This is a genomic window from Acidiphilium sp. C61 (assembly GCF_905116885.1).
In the GTDB taxonomy this organism is placed as follows: Bacteria; Pseudomonadota; Alphaproteobacteria; order Acetobacterales; family Acetobacteraceae; genus Acidiphilium.
In genome coordinates this window covers 3,074,793-3,094,211 of the sequence record NZ_CAJHNI010000005.1, presented here as the reverse complement: position 1 = coordinate 3,094,211, position 19,419 = coordinate 3,074,793, and the positions used below count along the sequence as shown (strand labels likewise).

The window sequence follows — 19,419 nt, the reverse complement described above, 5'->3', positions numbered from 1 at the left end:
GTAAGGGCCTTTACGATCCTTGCGGAGCGGATGGCGTGCTCGTGCAGACCTATTGGCTGTCGGTGGCCTCGAACTCGACGTCGCGGTGGACGTGCACCGACATCAGCACCCCGAATCCGAGCATCACGGCGGTCAGCGCCGAGCCGCCATAGGAGACCAGCGGCAGCGGCACGCCGCCCACCGGAATGAGCCCCATCACCATCGCCAGGTTGACGAAGCAATACAGGAACAGGTTCGTCGAGATGCCGATCGCCACCAGCCGGCCGAACTGGTGGCGGCAGCGCAGCGCCGTGTAGGTCGCCATCGCCACCATCGAGAGCAGGATGGAGAGCAGCACCGCCGAGCCGGCGAAGCCGAATTCCTCGGCGATGATGGTGAAGACGAAATCGGTCTGCTTCTCGGGCAGGAAATTCAGCTGGTTCTGCGAGCCGTGCAGATAGCCCTGCCCCCACATCCCGCCCGAGCCGAGCGCGATCTTCGACTGGATGATGTTGTAGCCGGCGCCGAGCGGATCGCGCCCCGGATGCAGGAAGGTGAGGATCCGCTCCTTCTGGTAGCCATGCAGGTGGTGATAGGCGAAGGGCGCGATCACGGCGACGAGCGCCAGCACGATCGCGAATTTCCACCACCGCACCCCGGCGCCGAACATCACCGCGCCGCCGATGCTCATGGTGATGACGGCGGTGCCGAGATTGGGTTCCTTCAGGATCAGCACCGCGGGCAGCAGGACGGTCAGCGCCGGCGGGACGAGGAACAGCGGATTGCCGACCTGCTCGTGGCTCGCGCGCTGGAACCAGGCGCCGAGCGCGAGTGCGAGGAACAGCTTCATCAGCTCCGAGGGTTGCACGTGCACGCCGCCGACATCGAGCCAGCGCTTGGCGCCGAGCCCGACATGGCCGAACTTCCAGACCGCGACCAGCAGCACCAGCCCGAGCCCGTAAAGCGGCCAGGCCAGTTTCGCGATCAGCCGGATATCGACCATCGCGATCCCGATCATCATGATCAGTGCCGCGAAGAAGCGCTCGATCTGCGGCGTGGCATAAGGCAGGCCATGCCCGCCCGCGGCCGAGTAGAGCGCCGCATAGCCGATGCCCGCCACCGCACAGCAGGCGAGAACGAACAGCCAGTTCATCCGCAGCAGCTTGGCCGGAATGCCGGTCCCGCGCTCGTAATAGGGACGGTAGGTCTTGTCGGTCAGCAACGGGGTCATGCGGGTCCGTTCCCGCCCGCGCTGGCCTCGGCCGGCGTCTCGATCACGGTGCCGGGCGGCGCGGCCCGCAGGTCGCGGGTCAGCGCCGCGGTCACGAGGTCATGCGCGATCGGGGCCGCCGCGGTCGCCCCCTCATCGCCATGCTCCACCGCCACCGCCACCGCCACCCGGGGCGCGTGCGCCGGGGCAAAGGCGATGAAGAAGGCGTTCGGGCGGAATTTCCAGGGCAGCGTCGCGTCGTTCAGGTTGGCCTTTTCCTCTGCCTGGGTGTTGTCATGCACCTGCGCCGTGCCGGTCTTGCCGGCCATGAACACCCCCGGCAGCGCGAGGCGCGCGGCATAGGCGGTGCCCTTGGTGGTGTTCACCACGTCGAACATCCCCTGGCGCACCGCGGCGAGGCTGCGTTCGTCGAGGCCGAGATCCGGCCAGCGGTCCGGCGTGTCCTGATGCAGAAGGTTCCGCCCGATCCCCCGCGCGACATGCGGCTCCACCGCCCGACCGGTCGAGATCCGCGCCGTCATCGTGGCCAGCCCCAGCGGCGTCACCTGGGTATAGCCCTGCCCGATGCCCTGGATCACGGTGTTGCCCTTGGTCCAGACCAGCCGGCGGCGGCGCGCCCAGGCGGTGGTGGGCAGAAACCCCTCGGAGACGGCCGGCAGGCCGATCGGCGGCTTGCCGATCAGCCCGAGCCGCCTTCCCATCGCCGCCATCCGGTCGATCCCGACCAGCAGGGCCGCATGGTAGAAGAACACGTCGCAGCTCTGTTGCAGGGCGGTGACCACGTTGATGTGGCCATGCCCGTAATGGTCCCAGCAATAGAAGGTGTGATTGCCGAGCTTGAGATAGCCTGGGCAGAAGAACCTGGTATCCGGCGTGATCACCCCGGCCTCCAGCGCCGCGAGCGCGGTGCAGGGCTTGAACGTCGAACCCGGCGCGTAGAGCCCGCGCGTCGCCCGGTCGCTCATCGGGTGCCTCGGGTTGGACATCCATGATTTCCAGACCGTCTCCGGCACGCCGGTATCGAACAGCGTCGGATCGAACCCCGGCTCGCTCGACAGCGTCAGCACTTCGCCGTTCTCGGTGTCGATCATCACCGCGGCACCCGACTGCCCGCTGAGCCGCTGCGCCGCGATCGATTGCAGGCCGGCATCGAGCGTCGTCTGCACCGTGCGGCCCTGCACGCCGTTGTCGCGGTCCAGCACGCGGACCACGGAGCCGTGGACGTTCACCTCGGTCTGCACGATGCCCGGCGTGCCGCGCAGCGCCATGTCGCGCACCCGCTCGATGCCGGCGCGCCCCACCCGCATCCCCGGCAGGGCGAGCAGCGGATTGGCGGCGGCCTCCGCCTGGGTCGGCCGTGCGACATAGCCGACCACATGGGCCATCTGCGCGCCGAACGGATAAACCCGCGAGGCCCCGACATCGACGAAGACGCCCGGCAGGTCGGTCGCGTGGACCTCGATCCGCGCCATGTCCTGCCAGTCCAGATAATCTTTCAAAAGCAGCGGGATATAGTGCGGCTTGCCCTTCAGCTCGCGGATGATCCGCGCCGTCTCGGCCGGATCGAGGCCGACGATCCCGGCAAAGCGCGTGATCACCGCCGCCGGGTCCGGCGCCTCGACCATCATGAACATCGCCCGCCAGTGACGCTTGTTGCTGGCGAGCAGCGCGCCATAGCGGTCGGTGATCAGCCCGCGCATCGGTGCGACGAGACGCTCGTTGATGGAATTGTGCTTCGCCAGCGTGGCGTATTTGCCGTGCTCGACCACCTGCATCCGGTAGAGGCGGGTGCCGAGCACGCCGAAGGCGCCGAGTTCGGCGGCGCCGAGCAGCAGGGCGCGGCGGGTGAAGATCGGGCGGATCTCGCGTTCGCGTTTCATCGCCGCTCAGGCCTGTTCCGGCGCGGCCGGCCCGGCATGGGCGCGCGCCAGCGGCACGACCACGAGCGGATAGATCAGCACGCAGGTGACGAATTCCAGAACGGTTGGCAACACCGGCAAGGTGGAGAATGTCAGCAGCATCCGCGCCAGCCATTCGAGCGTCACCACCGCGAGCGCGCAGCCGGCAAAGGCCAGCCAGATCACCATGAACCCCTGCCGCAACAGAATCCGGCGCGACATGCCGGCAACCGCCTGTTCAAGCAGCAGCAGCACCGACCAGACGCCGAGCGGCACGTCCCCGATCAGGCCGAGCAGCACCCCGATCAGTGCGACCACCGGCGCGGGCAGCGCCGCCGGACGGTAGATCGTCCAGAAAAATACCGACGACATCACGAACCCCGCCCGCACGTCCGATGCCGCCGGGAACAGTCCCGGCAGCGCCAGCAGAACCACCACCACGACGATCACGGCGGTCGGCAACGTCGCCCGCGCCGCGCGGTCGAGCGCGCGCATGACCTCCGCCACATCCATCATCCGCGGGCGAATCCCCGCCTCACGCCGCCCCCGGCGCGTGCGCGCCCGCCGTGTTGCCGCCACCGCCGACACCATCGGCGCCATATTCGAAAATGCGCAGCACCCGCAGGCTGTCCATCTGGGCGAACGGCACAACCACCGGGTCGTTGCGCCCCGCGTAATGCACGATCCCGATCGGCAGACCGTTCGGAAACACCCCGCCGACGCTGCTGGTCAGCACGATCGCTCCCTCGCGCGGGGGGGTGCCGGGCGCCCAGTAGAGCAGCCGCGGCGCACCGGTATTCTGCCCGATCATCATCGCCCGCGCGCCGCCGGGGCCGATCGCGACCGGCACCTTGCTGTTCAGGTCGGTGATCAGCAGCACCCGCGCCGAGCGCGAGCCCGACTCGATCACGCGGCCGACCACGCCGGCCCCGTCCATCGCCACGGCATCGTGCACATCGCCCGGCTCGCGCGGCAGGGTGACGAGCACCGAGCGGGAATACAACCCGCCAAGATCGGCGATCACCCGCGCGGTGAAGAAGGAGGGCGTCGGCGTCGGGACATAATGGAGCTGGGATTTCAGCGATTCGTTTTGCGCTTCGAGCGCGAGCGCCACCGCGCGCCACCGCCGCAGCTCGTGGTTCTGCCGGGCCAGCTCGGCATAGCCGGCGCGCAGGTGCAGCCAGGAGCCCAGCGCCCCGCGGTCGCTCTCGAGGGCGGCGACCGGCGCGATCGCGGCGCGATAGAGTGGCGCCAGCGCGTCGTCCACCTGGGTACGCAGGAAATCTCCGAGGTGCCGGTCGGCGCGGCCGGCCAGAACCAGGGCGAGCGACGCCATCAGCATCACGGGGAGGGTTAGCCGGGCAAGCGCCGCTCGCACGGGCATGGACAGCCGCAGCATGCGGCAAGCTCCGTTAATGAATGTTTATGGTGCGGCCGTCTTACGCCAAACCGCACCCGAGTCCAAGCCGCCGCCCCGGATTATGGCGGCGCGGCATCGTCCGGTTCGCGTCCCTGCAGATATTCGGCCAGCGCCCCCAGCACGAGGCCGGCCAGCACCATCTTCGCCGGATCGCGCCGGAGCAGCGCGAGCGCCACGGCCAGACCCTCGCGCCACACCCCGGCGCGCGCCGCCTCGGCCAACGCGCGCTTGCGGTGGCGCCAGCGATAGGTGCCCACCGCATGCAGCCCGACCGCGACGAGGATCAGCCCACCGCCGAGCGCCAACGCCGCATGCACGGGACCGATGGCCGCACCGAGCGCCTCCGTCGCGGCGGCGAGCAGGAAGCCGAGTCCGGCCAGCAGCAGCGCCAGCGCAGCCGCCGCAAGGCCGATCCTCACTCCAAGCCGCCGGAGGGTCGCGCCATCGAACAGCTCGACGAGACCGCGCAGCACCTCAGCGCCCCGCCGGGTCCGGGCCGGCGCTCACGGCGCCCGGCGCCGGCGGAACAGATGCGCCGCGACGAAGCCGAGCCCGGCCGCCATCGCCAGCGCCGCCAGCGGCTTCTCCCGCACCGTGTCCTCGATCCGCCCGGCCACCGCGCCGCCCTGCACGCGCAGGGCGCGGCTCAGCGTCTCGATATCGCGCTCGATGCCGGCGAGCCGGCCATCGAGGGCAGCGCGCAACTCGGTGAAAGCCTGGGTGCCGGCCTGGGCGCCAGCTTGCACACCGGTCTGCGCGCCGGTCTGCGCGTCCGAAGCGGCATGATCGCCAGCCTTGCCCGCGATCTCGCCGGCCAGCCCGGCCAGCCGCGCGCGCAGCGCCTCGAATTCGTGCTGGAAGCGGTCGAACTCGCCGCCCAGCCGGTCCGCGGCCTCACGTCCCGTTGCCGTCCAGTCCGTCATGCGAGCCTCCTTTCGTCGTATCGCTGCCGTCGGGGGCGAAACCGCCCCTCTCTCATGGCCCATCTTCATGGAATGGGACTCCCCGCCATGCGCTTCAAGCCGCCAGCCGCCCTCGCGCCACAGCATAGGAATTATCTATGACAGGGTTCTTCGGTCGGGAAAATCGATTAGACAGGGGCATGACCACCCAACTCGACGAACTGCCCCGCTCGCTTGCCGGCCTGTCGCTGCGGGATCTGGAATACGCCCAGGCCGTCGCCGAACTGCGGCATTTCGGCCAGGCGGCGGAGCGCTGCGGCGTTTCCCAGCCGGCGCTGTCCGAGCAGATCCGCAAGCTCGAGGCGATCCTCGGCGTCACCCTGTTCGAACGCGGGCGGCGGCGGGTGACGCTCACCCCGGCCGGCACCGCCCTGCTGGCGCAGATCGAACGGGTGATGGCCGAGGCCCGCCACCTCCTCACCCTCTCGCACGATCAGCCGGAGGGGCTGGCCGGCACGCTCGGCCTCGGCGCGATCGAGACGCTCGGCCCCTATTATCTTCCGGCGCTGCTGCGGTTGCTGCGCGCGGTGCGGCCGGACCTGTCGCTGCGCCTTACCGAGGGACGGACGGCGCGGCTGCTGGAACGGCTGGCGGATGGCACGCTCGACGTCGTGCTGCTCGCCGCCCCGGTGCCGCGGGGCCGCTTCGGCACCGCCCCGCTGTTCTTCGAGCCGTTCCAGCTCGCCGCCCCGCCCGGCCACGCGCTCGCCGGCCTGCGCCAGCTGATGCTCGACGACCTGCCGACCCAGGACCTGCTCCTCCTCGAAGAGGGCCACTGCCTGCGCGACCATGCGCTCTCCCTCTGCGATGCGAAGCCGGTCACCCGGCACGCCACCAGCCTGGAGACGCTCTGGCAGATGATCGCCGCCGGCGAGGGCTACTCGCTGCTGCCCGAACTCGCGGTGGTCGCACGGCCCGAGCTGCGCGATCTCGTGGTCTGCCGCCGGCTCGACGACACCAATGCCGGGCGGACGATCGTGCTCGCCTGGCGCGGCTCCGACCCGCGCGAGGCGGCGTTCCGCGACCTCGCCACGCTGCTCGCCAAGAACCGGCCGCCCTGCACCCATGCCCCCGCAGCCGGATGACGCCGCCCCCGGCAGGTGCTACCGCCACCGCGATGATCCGCGCCCTGAAATCCCGCACCCAGTCGCCCGCCGTCCAGGCCCGGATCGGCGAAGCGATCGGCGCTGTGCTTGGCTTCAGCCTGTGGACCACGCGCTGGCGGTTCGATGCCGCGCCCCTGCTCGACACGGTCGGCGCCGGCGCCCCGGTAATCGTCGCCTGCTGGCACGAATGCCTTCCCTCGATGCCGGCGGCGATGCGCGCCCTGCGCCGCCCGGCGGGTGCGCCGACGATCCACATGCTCGCCAGCCGCCACCGCGACGGCCAGCTCGTGGTCAACGCGCTGCGCCGGTTCGGGCTCGAAGCGATCTCGGCCTCCTCCTCGCGCGGCGGCGCCGCGGGGATGCTCGAACTCGCCCGGCTGGTGCGCGCCGGGCACCCGGTGGTGATCACGCCGGATGGGCCGCGCGGCCCGCGGCGGCGGGCGGCGGCGGGAGTCGCCCAGCTCGCGGCGCTGACCGGCGCGGCGGTCGTTTGCGCCGGTGCCGCCACCAGCCGCGCCATCGGGCTCGACAGCTGGGATTCGATGCGCCTGCCTTTGCCCTTCGGCCGCGGCGCGCTGGTCGCGGCGGCGCCGATCGCCGTGCCGCGCGACGACTGGGCGACCGCCCTGCCGCAAATCGAGGCCGAGATGAGCCGCACGCTGGACGAGGCGCTCGCCCGATGCCGCCGGCCCTGACCGCCTATCGCCTCGCCACCGCCGCGATCGCGCCGCTGCTGCCGCTCTGGCTGGCGCGGCGGGCGCGGCGCGGCAAGGAAATCGCCGCCCGCCTGCCGGAGCGCTACGGCATCGCCGGGATCGCGCGACCGCCGGGCCGGCTGGTCTGGGTCCATACCGCCAGCATGGGCGAGACGATGTCCGCCCTCGGCATGATCGACGCCCTGGCCGACGGCGCACCAGACGACAGGGCAACCGTGCTGCTGACCACCGGCACCCGCACCGCCGCCGCCCTTGCCCAGTCGCGGGCGCGGGCGCTGCACCAGTTCGTCCCGCTCGACGTCGCCGCCCATGCCGCGCGCTTTCTCGACCATTGGCGGCCGGACGCGGCGGTGTTCCTCGAATCCGAGATCTGGCCGAACCTGCTCGCCGGGCTCGACGCGCGGCGGATTCCCCGCTTCCTGTTCAATGCCCGCCTGTCCGCCCGCAGCGCCGCGCGCTGGCGCCGCGCCCCGCGCCTCGCCCGCGCCCTGTTCGGCGGGTTCCAGCTGATCGCCGCGCAATCGGCGCCGGATGCCGACGCCCTGCGCGGCCTCGGCCTCACCCGCGTCGAGACCTGGGGCAACCTGAAATTCGCCGCCCCCGACCTGCCGGACGACCCCGCCGCGCGCGCCGCTCTCGCCGCCGCCGCGGCCGGCCCGTTCATCCTCGCCGCCAGCACCCATCCGGGCGAGGATGCGCCGGTGATCGCCGCGCATCGCATTCTGCGTGCAACCCGGCCCGGCCTCGTCACCATCATCGCGCCGCGCCACCCCGAACGCGCCGCCGCCATCGCCGGTCTCGCCGGCGATCTGCCGGTTTCCCGGCGCTCGCGCGGCGAGGCGCCCGCGGCCGGCGGGCTCTACCTCGCCGATACGCTGGGCGAACTCGGCCTGTTCTACCGTCTCGCCGCCGTTTCCTTCATCGGCGGCTCGCTGGTTCCCATCGGCGGCCACAACATGATCGAGGCCGCCCAGCTCGGCTGCCCCGTGCTCACCGGCCCGCATCTGACGAATTTCGCCGAGGCCGCGGCAACGCTGCGCGCGGCCGGCGCCCTTGCGGATCTCGCCGGGCCGGACGATCTTGCCCCCGCCATCGCCACCCTGCTCGACGATCCCGCCCGCCGCGCCGCGATGGCCGCCGCCGGCCGCGCCGCCTGCGCCGGGCTCGCCGATCTGCCGGCCCGCCTCGCCCATATCGTTCTCGCCCGCACCGTTCCAGACAAGGCCCCCTGATGCGCGCCCCCGCCTTCTGGACCACCGATGCCTTCCCCGCACCGCTGCTCGCCCCGCTCGGCGTGATCACGCGGGCGCTGACGGCAAGGCGCGTCGCCCGGCCGGGATACGGCTCCGGCGCGCGCGTCTTCTGCGCCGGCAATGCCGGGGTCGGCGGCGCCGGCAAGACCATCCTCGCGCGCCACCTGCTCGCCCGCCTCGCCGACCGGGGCGAGACGGTCTTCGCCCTCACCCGCGGGCATGGCGGGCGCCTCGCCGGGCCGGTGCGGGTCGATCCCGCCCGGCACGACGCCGCCGATGTCGGCGACGAGGCGCTGCTCCTCGCCGCGACCGCGCCCACCATCGTCGCCCGCGACCGCGCGGCCGGCGCCGCGATGGCCGTCGCCGCCGGCGCGACCGCCATCGTCATGGATGACGGACTGCAAAACCCCGATCCGGTGAAGACCGCGTCGTTCCTCGTCATCGATGGCGGGGCCGGCTTCGGCAACGGGCGGCTGCTGCCGGCAGGGCCGCTGCGCGAGCCGGTCGACGCCGCCGCCGGGCGCTGCGCCGCCGCCGTGCTGATCGGCGCCGACCGCACCGGCGCCCGCGCCGCGCTGCCGCCATCCCTGCCGGTGCTCACGGCACGCCTCGTCAGCGATGCCGGGCAACTCGCCGGCACCCGAATCCTCGGCTTCGCCGGAATCGGCCGGCCGGAGAAATTTTTCGAGTCGCTGCGCGATGCCGGCGTCACGCTCGCCGGCGCGCTGCCCTTTCCCGACCATCACGCCTATCGCCCGGCCGATCTCGCCCGGCTCGACGCCGAGGCCGGCCGCCTCGGCGCCCGCCTCGCCACCACCGCGAAGGATGCGGTGAAACTGCCGCCGGCATTCCGCGCGCGCTGCGCGGTGATCGAGGCGGGGCTTGCCTTCGACGACCCGGCCGCGCTTGATCGGTTCCTGACATGAGCCTCCTGCACCAGATCGAAACCACCGCCGCCCGCGTCTTCCTCGGCATCTTCCGCGCCCTCGGCCCGGTTGCGGCCAGCAATCTCGCCGGCGCGCTCGGGCGCGGCATCGGCCCGCTGATCCCGACCTCGCGCGTGGCCGAGCAGAATCTCCGCCGCGCCATGCCGGAACTCGACGAAGCCGCCCGAAGCCGCATCATCCGCGAGGTGTGGGAAAGCCTTGCCCGCACCGCCGGCGAATTTCCCCATCTCGCCGCCCTGCGCGAAACCGCCGCCGGCCCCGGCTACGAGATCGTCGGCCGCGAGCATTGCCTGGCCCTCGCCGCCCAGGGTGGCCCGGCACTCATCTTCACCGCGCATTTCGGCAATTGGGAGCTGATCCCGCCGGTGCTGCACCGGCTCGGGGTCCGGCTCGCCTTCTTCTACCGCGCCGCCGCCAACCCGGCGGTCGACCGCCTGATCCTCGATTTGCGCGAGCAGGCCACCGGCGAGCCGGTCACCATGTTCGCCAAGGGGGCCGCCGGGGCCCGCGGCTCCTATGCCCATCTGGTGCGCGGCGGCATTCTCGGCATGCTGATGGACCAGAAGCTGAACGACGGCATTGCCTCGCCGCTGTTCGGCATCGATGCGATGACCGCCCCGGCGCTCGCCGTCTTCGCCCGCAAGTTTCGGTGCCCGATCCTGCCGGTGCGGGCGGAACGCATCGGCCCCGCGCGCATCCGCATCGTCTTCGAGCCGTTGCACCGGATCGAAATCACCGATGACCGCGAGGCCGACATCGCCGCCGGCACCGCCTGGATGAACGCGACGATCGAGCGCTGGGTGCGCCAGCGTCCCGGCCAGTGGCTCTGGCTGCACCGACGCTGGCCAAAGCTGGGCGTTGGCCCAAGCCGGTAGCCTAACACCCACCCGTCGGCTAAGGTGGCCGGACAATAACAAATCCGGGAGAAATCATGTCTGTTCTGGGTTCACATCACCGCCTCAAGCGCGACGCGCTGGGCCTGCCGCAGATCGTCGCCTCGACGCTCGCGAACATCGCACCGGCGATGAGTTTCTTCTTCGGCTTCGGGCTGATCGTCAGCGGGGCCGGCGTTGCCGCTCCGCTCACCATCCTCGTCGCCATGGTGGTGGTGCTGTTCCTGACCAACACCCTTGCCGAATTCTCGAAATACCGGCCCTCGACCGGCTCCTTCGTCACCTTCATCGGCATGGCGTTCGGCCCGGCGGCGGGGGCGGCGGCCTCGATTTTCGTGGTGTTCGGATATGTCGTCGCCGCCTCCTCGGTGGTGGTGATCTCGGGCGGCTGGGCGCATGACACGCTGAAGCTGTTCCTCGGCCTGAACATACCCTGGCAGCTGCTCAGCCTGCTCGAAACCGGCCTGGTCGGCATCCTGGTCTCGCGCGGCGTCGCCCTCTCGACCACCTGGGCCGCCGTGTTCTTCTATTTCGAACTCGCGCTGCTGCTGATCGGCGCGATCACCATGCTGGTGGTCAATGCAGGTCATCTCAGCCTCGCCCCGTTCGAGTGGAGCCATCTCTCCGGCGGGCTCAAGGGCATCGGCCTCGGCTTCCCGATCGCGATCTATCTCTTCATCGGCTGGGAAAACTCGGCAACCCTCGCCGAGGAAACCCGCGACGCGCGGCGCAACATCCCCCGCGCGCTGATCATCGGCACGCTGTCGATCGGCATTCTCTACATGTTCCTCGCCTATGCCACCGAGATCGCCTTCCACAACAATGCGACCGCGATCGGCAAGGCGGATATTCCCTTCGTCGACGCGTTCAAGGCCTCGGCGGCATCGTTCCTGATCATCGCCTATCTCGCCGGCGTCACCAGCATCTTCTCCTCTCTGCTCGGCCTGACCAACAGCCAGGCGCGCATCCTGTTCAGCTCCGGCCGCGAGGGGCTGCTGCCGCGCTTCTTCGGCAAGATCCACCCGCAGCACCGCACGCCCTTCGTCGCGATGTGGAGCTACGTGCTGGTGGCCCTCGGCATCGTCATCTTCTTCGGCTGGAACATCAAGCCGGTCGATCTCTTCGGCGAGACCGGCTCGCTCGGCACGATCCCGGTGATCCTGACCTATCTCGTCACCAACATCGCGCTGCCGGTCTACATGCTTCGCCACCACCGCAACGAGTTCAACCCGGTGAAGCACGCGCTGATCCCCATCCTCGGCACGATCCTGATGCTGTTCCCGCTCTGGGGCCTGATCCAGCCCGGCCAGCCCTACCCCTACAACATCTATCCCTGGGCGGCGCTCGGCGTGCTGGTCCTCTCGATCATCTATGGCCTCTCGCTCGCCAGGCGCGACCCCGACCTCGTGCAGAAGATCGGCTCCTATGTCGCCGACGAGGAATACTGATGTCGCGCCGCCACCGCATCGCCGTCATCGAGGGTGACGGCATCGGCCGCGAGGTGATCCCGGCGGCCCGCACGGTGCTCGACCGTGCGGCCTCCGCCTGCGGCTTCACGCTCGACTGGCGCGATTTCGACTGGAGCTGCGAAACCTGGAAAGCCACCGGGCGGATGATGCCGGAGGACGGCATCGCCAGGCTTGCCGACCACGACGCGATCTTTCTCGGCGCGGTCGGGTATCCCGGCGTGCCGGACCACATCTCGCTCTGGGGCCTGCTGATCCCGATCCGCCGCGAGTTCGACCAGTATGTAAATCTGCGCCCGGTCCGCCTGCTGCCCGGCGTGCCCTGCCCGCTCGCCAACAAGAAGCCAGGCGATATCGATTTCTGGGTGGTGCGCGAGAATGTCGAGGGCGAATACAGCCAGATCGGCGGGCGGATGTTCGCCGGCACCGAGCGCGAGTTCGTCGAGCAGACCGCGATCTTCACCCGCGCCGGCACCGACCGCATCCTGCGCTACGCCTTCGACCTCGCCCGCCGCCTCGGCCGCCCGCACGTCACCTCGGCGACCAAGTCGAACGGGATCTTCCACTCGATGCCGTTCTGGGACGAGCGCTTCGCCGCGATCGGCGCCGACTATCCGGAGATCCGCGCCGATCAATACCATATCGACATTCTCGCGGCCCGCTTCGTGATGAGCCCCGAGCGGTTCGATGTGGTCGTCGGCTCGAACCTGTTCGGCGACATCCTCTCCGATCTCGGCCCCGGCGTCACCGGCACGATTGCCGTCGCACCTTCGGCCAATCTCAACCCGGAGAAGAAATTCCCCTCGATGTTCGAGCCGGTGCATGGCTCCGCCCCCGACATCTTCGGCCAGCGCATCGCCAATCCGGTGGGTGCGATCTGGGCCGGGGCGATGATGCTCGATCATCTCGGCGAGGCCGAGGCCGCGGCGCTGGTGCTGGGCGCGATCGAGACCGCCCTCGGCGATCCCGCCTCCCCGCGGACGCCCGATCTCGGCGGCACCGCGAAGATGGACGATCTGGCGGGGGCCATCGCCGCCGCGATCTGATCGCGCTCAGAGCACGTTCCGATCAGATGAGTCCATCTGATCGGATGACGCTCTAATCCAGCGTCTTCGCGAAGCCGAACAGGGTGATGGCGAGGCCCTCGCGGAAATAGAACCGGTGCGCCCGCTCGCGATGGGTGCCGGATTCGAGCGTCAGCCGGGTGCAGCCGCGCCGGCGCGCCTCCGCCTCGCACCAGCCGAGCAGGGCGGCGCCATGCCCGGCGCTGCGGGAGGGGGCATCGGTGACGAGATCGTCGATATAGAACCGATACCCGTTCGCCGTGTCGTGAAAGGCGCGGAACACCGCCAGCGCGCGCGGCACGCCCGCCTCGTGCAGCAGCGCCATTTCTGCTCCCCCGGCCAGGATCCGGCGCATCGTCCCTTCGTAATCAGTGGGGAGATGCGGGCGCAGCACCCGGTGCAGCGCCTCGGAGCGGCCCAGCCAGTCCGCAAGATCATCCGCGCCGGCGGTCAGATGGACGATCGGCGGCATCATCCGCCGAGCAGCGCCACGGCGTCGCCGAGCAGGGCGGGGTTGCCGAGCGCCAGCGCCGTGCCGTCGCTCTCCAGGGTGAGCGGCGCACCGCGCCAGTCGGTCATCGCCCCGCCCGCCGCCTCGATCACCGGGGCCAGCGCCGACCAGTCCCACGGCTTGAGATCGGCTTCGGCGATGACATCGATCTGCCCCAAGGCGAGCAGCCCGTAGCCATAGGCATCGCCGCCATAGGTCACCCGCCGGCAGGCGCCGGCAAGCCGGCGGAACCGGCCGAATTGCGGTTCGGTGAACATGTCGGGCGAGGTGCAGGACAGCTCCGCCTCGGCCAGCGAGGCGACAATCCGCGTCCCCGGCGCACCGCCATGCGGGCCGGAAAAGCGCAGCTCGCCCTCATGGGCAAGCCATCGCTCGCCAAGCACCGGCTGGTCGATCAAGCCGAGTATCGGCCGCCCATGTTCCAGCAGCGCGATCAGGGTCGCAAACACTGGCCGGCCGGTGATGAAGGCCCGCGTGCCATCGATCGGGTCGATCACCCAGGTGAACCGCCCACCTTCCTTGCCGCCCATCTCCTCGCCGATCACGGCATGGTCCGGGCAATATTGGTCGAGAACGCGCCGGATCGCGGCTTCGGCGCCGCGATCCGCCAGTGTCACCGGGCTGGCATCCGCCTTGGTGTCGACATCGATCCGCGCCCGGAAATGCGCGCGGATCACGTCGCCCGCCGCGTCCGCCGCGGCCGAGGCCACGGCGACCGGATCAAACCTCATTTGAAGGTTTCGGGATGGTCGGACTGCTGGTTCAGATAGGCGATCATGTTGGCCCGGGCGACGTTGTTCTTGATGCCCGGATAGGCCATGTGCGTGCCCGCCACCGCCTTCATCGGATCGTAGAGCCATTCGTTCAGCTCATGCACGGTCCAGTCGCCGGTCGACTGCTTCTTCGCGGCCGCAGAGAAGCTGTAGCCCGCCGCGGCGAACATCTTCGCGCCGACCACACCGTAGAGATTGGGGCCGACGCCATTCGCGCCGCCCTTGTTGATCGAGTGGCAGGCCGAGCATTGCTGCTGGAACATCGCCTGACCCTTGGCCGGCGCGGCATTCGCCATCAGCGCCTTCACCGAAGGCGCGCTGGAATCGAGCCCGGTCGGCGCCGCACCCGCGGCGGCGGCCGTCGTCGCGGCGGGACCGGCTGCCGCGGCGAGGTTCACCGGATGGTCGGACTGCTTGTTGAGATAGGCGATCACGTCCGCCCGGGTCTGGTTGTTCTTGATCCCCGGATAGGCCATGTGCGTGCCCGCCACCGCCTTCATCGGCGCGTAGAGCCATTCGTCGAGCTCATGCGGCGTCCACTTGCCATCGGCATGCTGCTTCGCGGCGGCGGAGAAGGCATAGCCGGCCTTGGCGAACATCGGCGCGCCGACGACACCATACAGGTTCGGCCCGACTCCGTTCGCCCCGCCCTTGTTCACCGAGTGGCAGGCGGCGCATTGCTGCTGGAAGAAAGCCTGGCCCTTGCCCGCGTCGGCGCTGGCGTAAAGGGTGGCGATCACCGGCGCGCCGGAATCGAGACCCGCCGGCGCCGCGCCCTTCGAGGCCACCGCCGACCCGCCGGCGCCCGGCTTGGGCAGCGGGATCGGGCTGTCCGCCAGCGTGCGGAGATAGGCGATCGCATCGGCGCGGACATTGTCGTTCTTGATGCCGGAATAGCCCATGCGGGTGCCCGGCGCGAATTTCTGCGGATCGTCCAGCCACTCGTTCATCTTCTGGTAGGTCCAGACGCCGGACGACACCTTCTCCACCGCGCCGGAGAAGGTATAGCCGGCCTTCTTGAACATCGGGTCGCCCATCACGCCGTAGAGGTTCGGCCCGACACCGGCCGCGCCGCCCTTGTTGAGCGTGTGGCAGGCCGCGCATTGCTGCTGCACGAAGGCCTGGCCCTTCTTCACATCGGCCTTGAGGATAAGCCCGTCGATGGAGGGAATGCCGCTGCTCTGCGCCGCAACCGGCGCCTCGGCGGTCTTGATGACCGGCTTTTTCACATCCTTCTCGCCGGTGATCACCCCGGCGGCGTGGATCGCGATCCAGACCAGAAGCCCGGCCGAGAGGACGCCCCCGGCAATCTTGTTCAGCAGCAGCGGGTCGCGGCCCTTGCCGCCGTGGCCGGAAGACGGGTGGTTCTGATCACTCATAAGCGCGGTCCCTCCAAAGCTTTACGAGGGGATGTATAGCGATTTAGGAAAGTGCGACAAGCGATAACCATGGTGGCGACCCCATATCCTACAAGGAGGCAGATATTCCGGCTCCCATCGTCCTGATTCCCGCCCGCCTGGGTTCGACCCGGCTGCCCGGAAAACCCCTTGCCGAGATCGGCGGGCTGCCGATGATCGTCCATGTTCTCCGCCGCGCCGAGGAGGCCGCGATCGGCCCGGTTGCGGTCGCCTGCGCCGAATCCGCGATCGCCGAGGCGGTCCGCGCGGCGGGCGGCACGGCAGTGCTGACCGATCCCGACCTGCCCAGCGGGTCCGACCGCATCCACGCCGCCCTCGCCGCGCTCGATCCGGCCGGCATTCATGACATCGTGGTGAATCTTCAGGGCGACCTGCCCGGCTTCCCGCCGGACGCGCTGCGCGACCTCGTCGCCGTGCTGGACGATCCCGGATTCGACATCGCCACCCTCGTCGCCCCGGTCACCACGGCGGAGGAAGCCGCCGCCCCCTCGGTGGTCAAGGCCGCCTGCGGCTTCGGCGATGCGGCCACCGCCCCGGCGCTCTATTTCTCGCGCCACCCGATCCCCTCCGGGCCGGGGCCGCTCTGGCACCATGTCGGCGTGTATGCCTATCGCCGGGCGGCGCTCGACCGTTTCGTCGCCGCCCCGCCCTCGCCGCTGGAGCTGCGCGAGAAGCTCGAACAGCTCCGCGCCCTCGAACTCGGCCTGCGGATCGGTGCGGCACGGATTGACCGGGCGCCCTTCGGCGTCGATACCCGGGAAGACCTCGACCGCGCCCGCAGGGATCTTGCCGCATGACCCACCGAATCGCCTTCCAGGGCGCGCCCGGCGCCTATTCCGACCTCGCCTGCCGCACCGCCTATCCCGGCATGGCGACCCTGCCCTGCCAGACCTTCGAGGCGGCGATCGAGGCGGTGCGGACCGGCGAGGCCGAATACGCCATGCTGCCGACCGAGAACTCGCTTGCCGGCCGGGTGCCGGACATGCACGCCCTGCTGCCCGAGTCCGGCCTGTCGATCATCGGTGAGCATTTCCAGCGCGTGGAGCACTGCCTGCTGGCCCCGCGCGGCGCCATGATCGACGCCATCCGCCAGGTGCATTCCCACGCCGTCGCCCTCGGCCAGGTGCGGGCGCTGGTGCGCGAACTCGGCGCGCGCGCGGTGGTCGAGGCCGATACCGCCGGCTCGGCCGAACTCGTCGCCCGCTGGAACGACCTCTCCCGCGCCGCGATCGCCTCCTCCCTCGCCGCCGAGATCTACGGACTCGACATCCTCCGCCGCAACGTCGAGGACGCCGCCCACAACACCACCCGCTTCTACGTCATGGCTCGCACCCCGCGCCTGCCGCCGGCGGACACGCCGAACCCGATCACCAGCTTCGTCTTCCGGGTGCGCAACGTGCCGGCCGCGCTCTACAAGGCGCTCGGCGGCTTCGCCACCAACTCGGTGAACATGACGCGGCTGGAGAGCTACATGGTCGGCGGCCAGTTCGCCGCCACCCAGTTCCTCTGCGAGATCGACGGCCATCCCGAGCAGCGCAACGTCCGCCTCGCCCTCGAGGAACTCGATTTCTTCTCCCGCGAAATCCGCATCCTCGGCGTCTATCCCGCCGCCGCCTTCCGGCTGGAGCAGCGCATGGCCCGCCAGGGCGCCGACTGAAACCTGTAGTGGAAAAATCGTTAAAAACATTTGTTTTTTGGGATTTTTTAGAAAATAGTGAAGAATTTGTTTGAACCCTGCGCGCAGCCCTGCTAACCCGGCGGCAGTATCGGGCGCAAAACATTGCCCTCTTCACGGCCACCGTCACATGACGTGCGCGGCCCGGCCGTCGGGGACATTTGATGACGGGCAATTTGACCACAGATCTTTTCCAGCCGCCCTCCGGCGCCGTCGCTGACTGGAGCGCTGCGTGGAACTGGAGCGGGGCGTCGGTTCCCGGCGCCGGCGGCACGGCTGAAATCGACGGCGCGTCGGCCCTGGTCGATCCCGGCGTCACGATCGCGAACACGCTCCGGCTCGACGGCCAGCAGGCCACCGCGGGGCTGACCGGCAATGGCGGCGCCATCACCCTCGCCGCCGCCGCCCGTCTCGATATTGCCGGCCATGTCGATCTCTACGCGTGCGACGAGATCATGGCGGCGGGGGCGATGACGCTGGAAGGCGGATCCTCGGCCGATGTGGTGGTCGACATCGGCGCGCTCACCGGCCTGCCCGGTGCGGCCGCGCCGCAATTCACCAATGCCGGCACCATCACGGTCGGCACCGGCGCCACGCTGTCGGTAGGCGGCACGGCGTTCGACAATGCCGGCGCCGTCAACCTCGCCGGCGGGACGCTGGTGGTCGATGGCGGCGCGCTTTCGGGCGGCGGGACGATCGCGCTCGGCGACGGCACCTCGGTGCGCGTCACGGACGCGGTCTCCAGCCAGACCTTCGAATTCGGGCCGGGCCGCGCAACCCTCACCCTCGCCGACCCGTTTCTCGGCGCGAACGTGACCATCGGCGGCCTGTCCGGCAACGATGCCATCCTGCTGCCCTCCCTGGCCGGGGGATCGATCCGCGAAAGCGGCGCCACGGTCAGCCTGCTCGACGCGCAGGGCCATGTCGAGGGACGCTTCACCAGCGCCGATGCCGCGCCGCTCTTCGCCGCCACGGGGCCGGGCGGACTCAGCCTGACCGCCGGCATCGCCACCGAAACCGCCGCGGCCACGGCCAGCACCAATCCGCCCTGCTACGCGCGTGGCACGATGATCCTCACGCCGAACGGCCTGCGTCCGGTCGAAACCCTCGCGGCCGGCGACCGGGTGGTCACCGCCGCAGGGCACGTCGTGCCCGTCATCTGGACCGGATCGCGCGTGCTCGATCTCACCACGCATCCCGCGCCGGAGCAGGTGCAGCCGATCAGCTTCGCCGCCGGATCGCTCGCCCCCGGCCTGCCGGCGCGCCGCCTGCGCCTGTCGCCCGACCATGCCCTGCTGCTCGACGGCGTGCTAGTGCCGGCGCGGTTTCTCGTCAACGGCGCGACCATCTGCCGGGAGGAGGCCTGCCTCGCCATCTCGTATCACCATGTCGAACTCGTCCGGCACGACCTGCTGCTGGCCGAAGGCGCGCCCTGCGAAAGCTATCTCGACACCGGCAACCGGGCCGGCTTCGCCGCCTCCGAAACCTGTATCGTGCGCGGTCTGAACTGGGACCGGGACGCCTGCGCGCCGCTCTGCACCGGCGGCGCCCGCCTGCGCGCGATCCGCGAAACCCTGCACGCCCGCGCCCAAGCTCTCGGCTTCATGGTCGAGACAAGTGACGATGCGGCGCTATGGGCCGGCGGCGCGGTGATGCCGCTCGTGCCCGGCGAATGGATCGCGCTGCCGCCCGGCCATGGCGGGAAGGCCTTCCTGCACTCGTCCCGCTTCGTGCCCGGCTGTATCGATCCCGCGTCCGACGACCGGCGGCAGCTCGGCGTCGCTCTCGCGGAATTGCGAACCGAGACCGGCCCGCTCGACATCGCCGCCAGCGCGGTCCGCGGCTTTCATCCCCAGGCCCCCGGCGATCAGGCGATCTGGTCGACCGGCCATGGCGAACTCCGCCTGCCCGCGGGCGCGACGCGGCTTTTTGTCCGGCTCGCAGCTTTCCCGCAGCTGTGGCGGCGCGTAGAGTCAGCCGTCGGATCGGGCGTCGAAGCCGTTCATTTGTGCCGCTTTTAACGAAATGGAAACGTATTTGATGTACGATGTGTCTAAAATATGATCCAATTCATCTCAAGAATAAAGTTGCTCAGGAACTCGTAATA

Annotated in this window: 19 protein-coding genes; 10 read left to right on the top strand and 9 right to left on the bottom strand. The window is 70.1% G+C overall.

Features of this window, described 5'->3' with window-relative positions; all coding sequences use genetic code 11:
• Nucleotides 1–49: 49 nt before the first annotated feature.
• The 6 genes from rodA to HUW10_RS17300 all read right to left on the bottom strand — a co-directional run bounded on the left by rodA (nucleotide 50) and on the right by HUW10_RS17300 (nucleotide 5,451).
• On the bottom strand, nucleotides 50–1,210 hold the full coding sequence (gene rodA / locus HUW10_RS17325; protein ID WP_174504611.1) for a rod shape-determining protein RodA: 1,161 nt from the start codon (nucleotides 1,208–1,210) through the stop codon (nucleotides 50–52).
• Nucleotides 1,207–3,090 (bottom strand): penicillin-binding protein 2, encoded by a 1,884-nt coding sequence (mrdA, locus tag HUW10_RS17320; protein WP_174504610.1) that lies wholly within the window; start codon nucleotides 3,088–3,090, stop codon nucleotides 1,207–1,209. The genes rodA and mrdA overlap by 4 nt, the downstream gene beginning before the upstream one ends.
• A 6-nt stretch (nucleotides 3,091–3,096) precedes the next feature.
• Nucleotides 3,097–3,624: a rod shape-determining protein MreD gene (locus tag HUW10_RS17315; RefSeq protein ID WP_174504609.1), complete on the bottom strand. Its 528-nt coding sequence runs from the start codon at nucleotides 3,622–3,624 to the stop codon at nucleotides 3,097–3,099.
• Nucleotides 3,625–3,643: 19 nt separating this feature from the next.
• On the bottom strand, nucleotides 3,644–4,507 hold the full coding sequence (mreC, locus tag HUW10_RS17310; protein WP_174504608.1) for a rod shape-determining protein MreC: 864 nt from the start codon (nucleotides 4,505–4,507) through the stop codon (nucleotides 3,644–3,646).
• 80 nt (nucleotides 4,508–4,587) lie between these two features.
• Nucleotides 4,588–5,001 carry a hypothetical protein gene (locus HUW10_RS17305; protein ID WP_174504607.1) on the bottom strand — a complete coding sequence of 138 codons (414 nt, stop codon included), beginning with the start codon at nucleotides 4,999–5,001 and terminating at the stop codon, nucleotides 4,588–4,590.
• A 30-nt stretch (nucleotides 5,002–5,031) separates the two neighbouring features.
• Nucleotides 5,032–5,451: a hypothetical protein gene (locus HUW10_RS17300; RefSeq protein WP_174504606.1), complete on the bottom strand. Its 420-nt coding sequence runs from the start codon at nucleotides 5,449–5,451 to the stop codon at nucleotides 5,032–5,034.
• Between the two features lie 179 nt (nucleotides 5,452–5,630).
• Here HUW10_RS17300 and HUW10_RS17295 point away from each other — a divergent pair, with 179 nt between their 5' ends.
• Genes HUW10_RS17295 through HUW10_RS17265 form a run of 7 tightly spaced genes read left to right on the top strand, consistent with a single transcriptional unit; the run spans nucleotide 5,631 to nucleotide 12,917 of the window.
• Nucleotides 5,631–6,575, top strand: a complete 945-nt coding sequence (locus HUW10_RS17295) for a LysR substrate-binding domain-containing protein (protein WP_174504605.1) — start codon at nucleotides 5,631–5,633, stop codon at nucleotides 6,573–6,575.
• Nucleotides 6,572–7,291: a lysophospholipid acyltransferase family protein gene (locus HUW10_RS17290; RefSeq protein WP_174504604.1), complete on the top strand. Its 720-nt coding sequence runs from the start codon at nucleotides 6,572–6,574 to the stop codon at nucleotides 7,289–7,291. Before HUW10_RS17295 ends, HUW10_RS17290 begins: the two co-directional genes overlap by 4 nt.
• Nucleotides 7,276–8,544 carry a 3-deoxy-D-manno-octulosonic acid transferase gene (locus tag HUW10_RS17285; RefSeq protein WP_174504603.1) on the top strand — a complete coding sequence of 423 codons (1,269 nt, stop codon included), beginning with the start codon at nucleotides 7,276–7,278 and terminating at the stop codon, nucleotides 8,542–8,544. The genes HUW10_RS17290 and HUW10_RS17285 overlap by 16 nt, the downstream gene beginning before the upstream one ends.
• Nucleotides 8,544–9,491, top strand: a complete 948-nt coding sequence (lpxK, locus tag HUW10_RS17280; RefSeq protein WP_174504602.1) for a tetraacyldisaccharide 4'-kinase — start codon at nucleotides 8,544–8,546, stop codon at nucleotides 9,489–9,491. The genes HUW10_RS17285 and lpxK overlap by 1 nt, the downstream gene beginning before the upstream one ends.
• Nucleotides 9,488–10,387: a lysophospholipid acyltransferase family protein gene (locus HUW10_RS17275; RefSeq protein ID WP_174504601.1), complete on the top strand. Its 900-nt coding sequence runs from the start codon at nucleotides 9,488–9,490 to the stop codon at nucleotides 10,385–10,387. Before lpxK ends, HUW10_RS17275 begins: the two co-directional genes overlap by 4 nt.
• 56 nt (nucleotides 10,388–10,443) lie before the next feature.
• A complete protein-coding gene (locus HUW10_RS17270) occupies nucleotides 10,444–11,853 on the top strand; it encodes an APC family permease (RefSeq protein WP_174504600.1) in 1,410 nt (469 codons plus the stop codon).
• Complete coding sequence (locus tag HUW10_RS17265) at nucleotides 11,853–12,917, top strand: tartrate dehydrogenase (protein WP_174504599.1); 1,065 nt, start codon at nucleotides 11,853–11,855, stop codon at nucleotides 12,915–12,917. The genes HUW10_RS17270 and HUW10_RS17265 overlap by 1 nt, the downstream gene beginning before the upstream one ends.
• Nucleotides 12,918–12,969: 52 nt before the next feature.
• On the opposite strand, the gene HUW10_RS17260 is transcribed toward HUW10_RS17265, so the two are convergent.
• The 3 genes from HUW10_RS17260 to HUW10_RS17250 are packed head-to-tail and all read right to left on the bottom strand — an operon-like array spanning nucleotide 12,970 to nucleotide 15,598.
• Nucleotides 12,970–13,410 (bottom strand): GNAT family N-acetyltransferase, encoded by a 441-nt coding sequence (locus tag HUW10_RS17260; protein WP_174504598.1) that lies wholly within the window; start codon nucleotides 13,408–13,410, stop codon nucleotides 12,970–12,972.
• Nucleotides 13,407–14,177, bottom strand: a complete 771-nt coding sequence (locus HUW10_RS17255) for an inositol monophosphatase family protein (RefSeq protein ID WP_174504597.1) — start codon at nucleotides 14,175–14,177, stop codon at nucleotides 13,407–13,409. The genes HUW10_RS17260 and HUW10_RS17255 overlap by 4 nt, the downstream gene beginning before the upstream one ends.
• Nucleotides 14,174–15,598: a c-type cytochrome gene (locus HUW10_RS17250; protein ID WP_174504596.1), complete on the bottom strand. Its 1,425-nt coding sequence runs from the start codon at nucleotides 15,596–15,598 to the stop codon at nucleotides 14,174–14,176. Before HUW10_RS17250 ends, HUW10_RS17255 begins: the two co-directional genes overlap by 4 nt.
• Before the next feature lie 83 nt (nucleotides 15,599–15,681).
• Between HUW10_RS17250 and HUW10_RS17245 the strand changes: the two genes are divergently transcribed.
• From HUW10_RS17245 to HUW10_RS17235, 3 genes are all read left to right on the top strand, one after another.
• Nucleotides 15,682–16,434 carry a 3-deoxy-manno-octulosonate cytidylyltransferase gene (locus HUW10_RS17245; RefSeq protein WP_174504952.1) on the top strand — a complete coding sequence of 251 codons (753 nt, stop codon included), beginning with the start codon at nucleotides 15,682–15,684 and terminating at the stop codon, nucleotides 16,432–16,434.
• Nucleotides 16,431–17,294, top strand: a complete 864-nt coding sequence (locus tag HUW10_RS17240; RefSeq protein ID WP_174504595.1) for a prephenate dehydratase — start codon at nucleotides 16,431–16,433, stop codon at nucleotides 17,292–17,294. The genes HUW10_RS17245 and HUW10_RS17240 overlap by 4 nt, the downstream gene beginning before the upstream one ends.
• A gap of 194 nt (nucleotides 17,295–17,488) precedes the next feature.
• Nucleotides 17,489–19,333: a Hint domain-containing protein gene (locus HUW10_RS17235; protein ID WP_236656478.1), complete on the top strand. Its 1,845-nt coding sequence runs from the start codon at nucleotides 17,489–17,491 to the stop codon at nucleotides 19,331–19,333.
• Nucleotides 19,334–19,419: the final 86 nt, after the last annotated feature.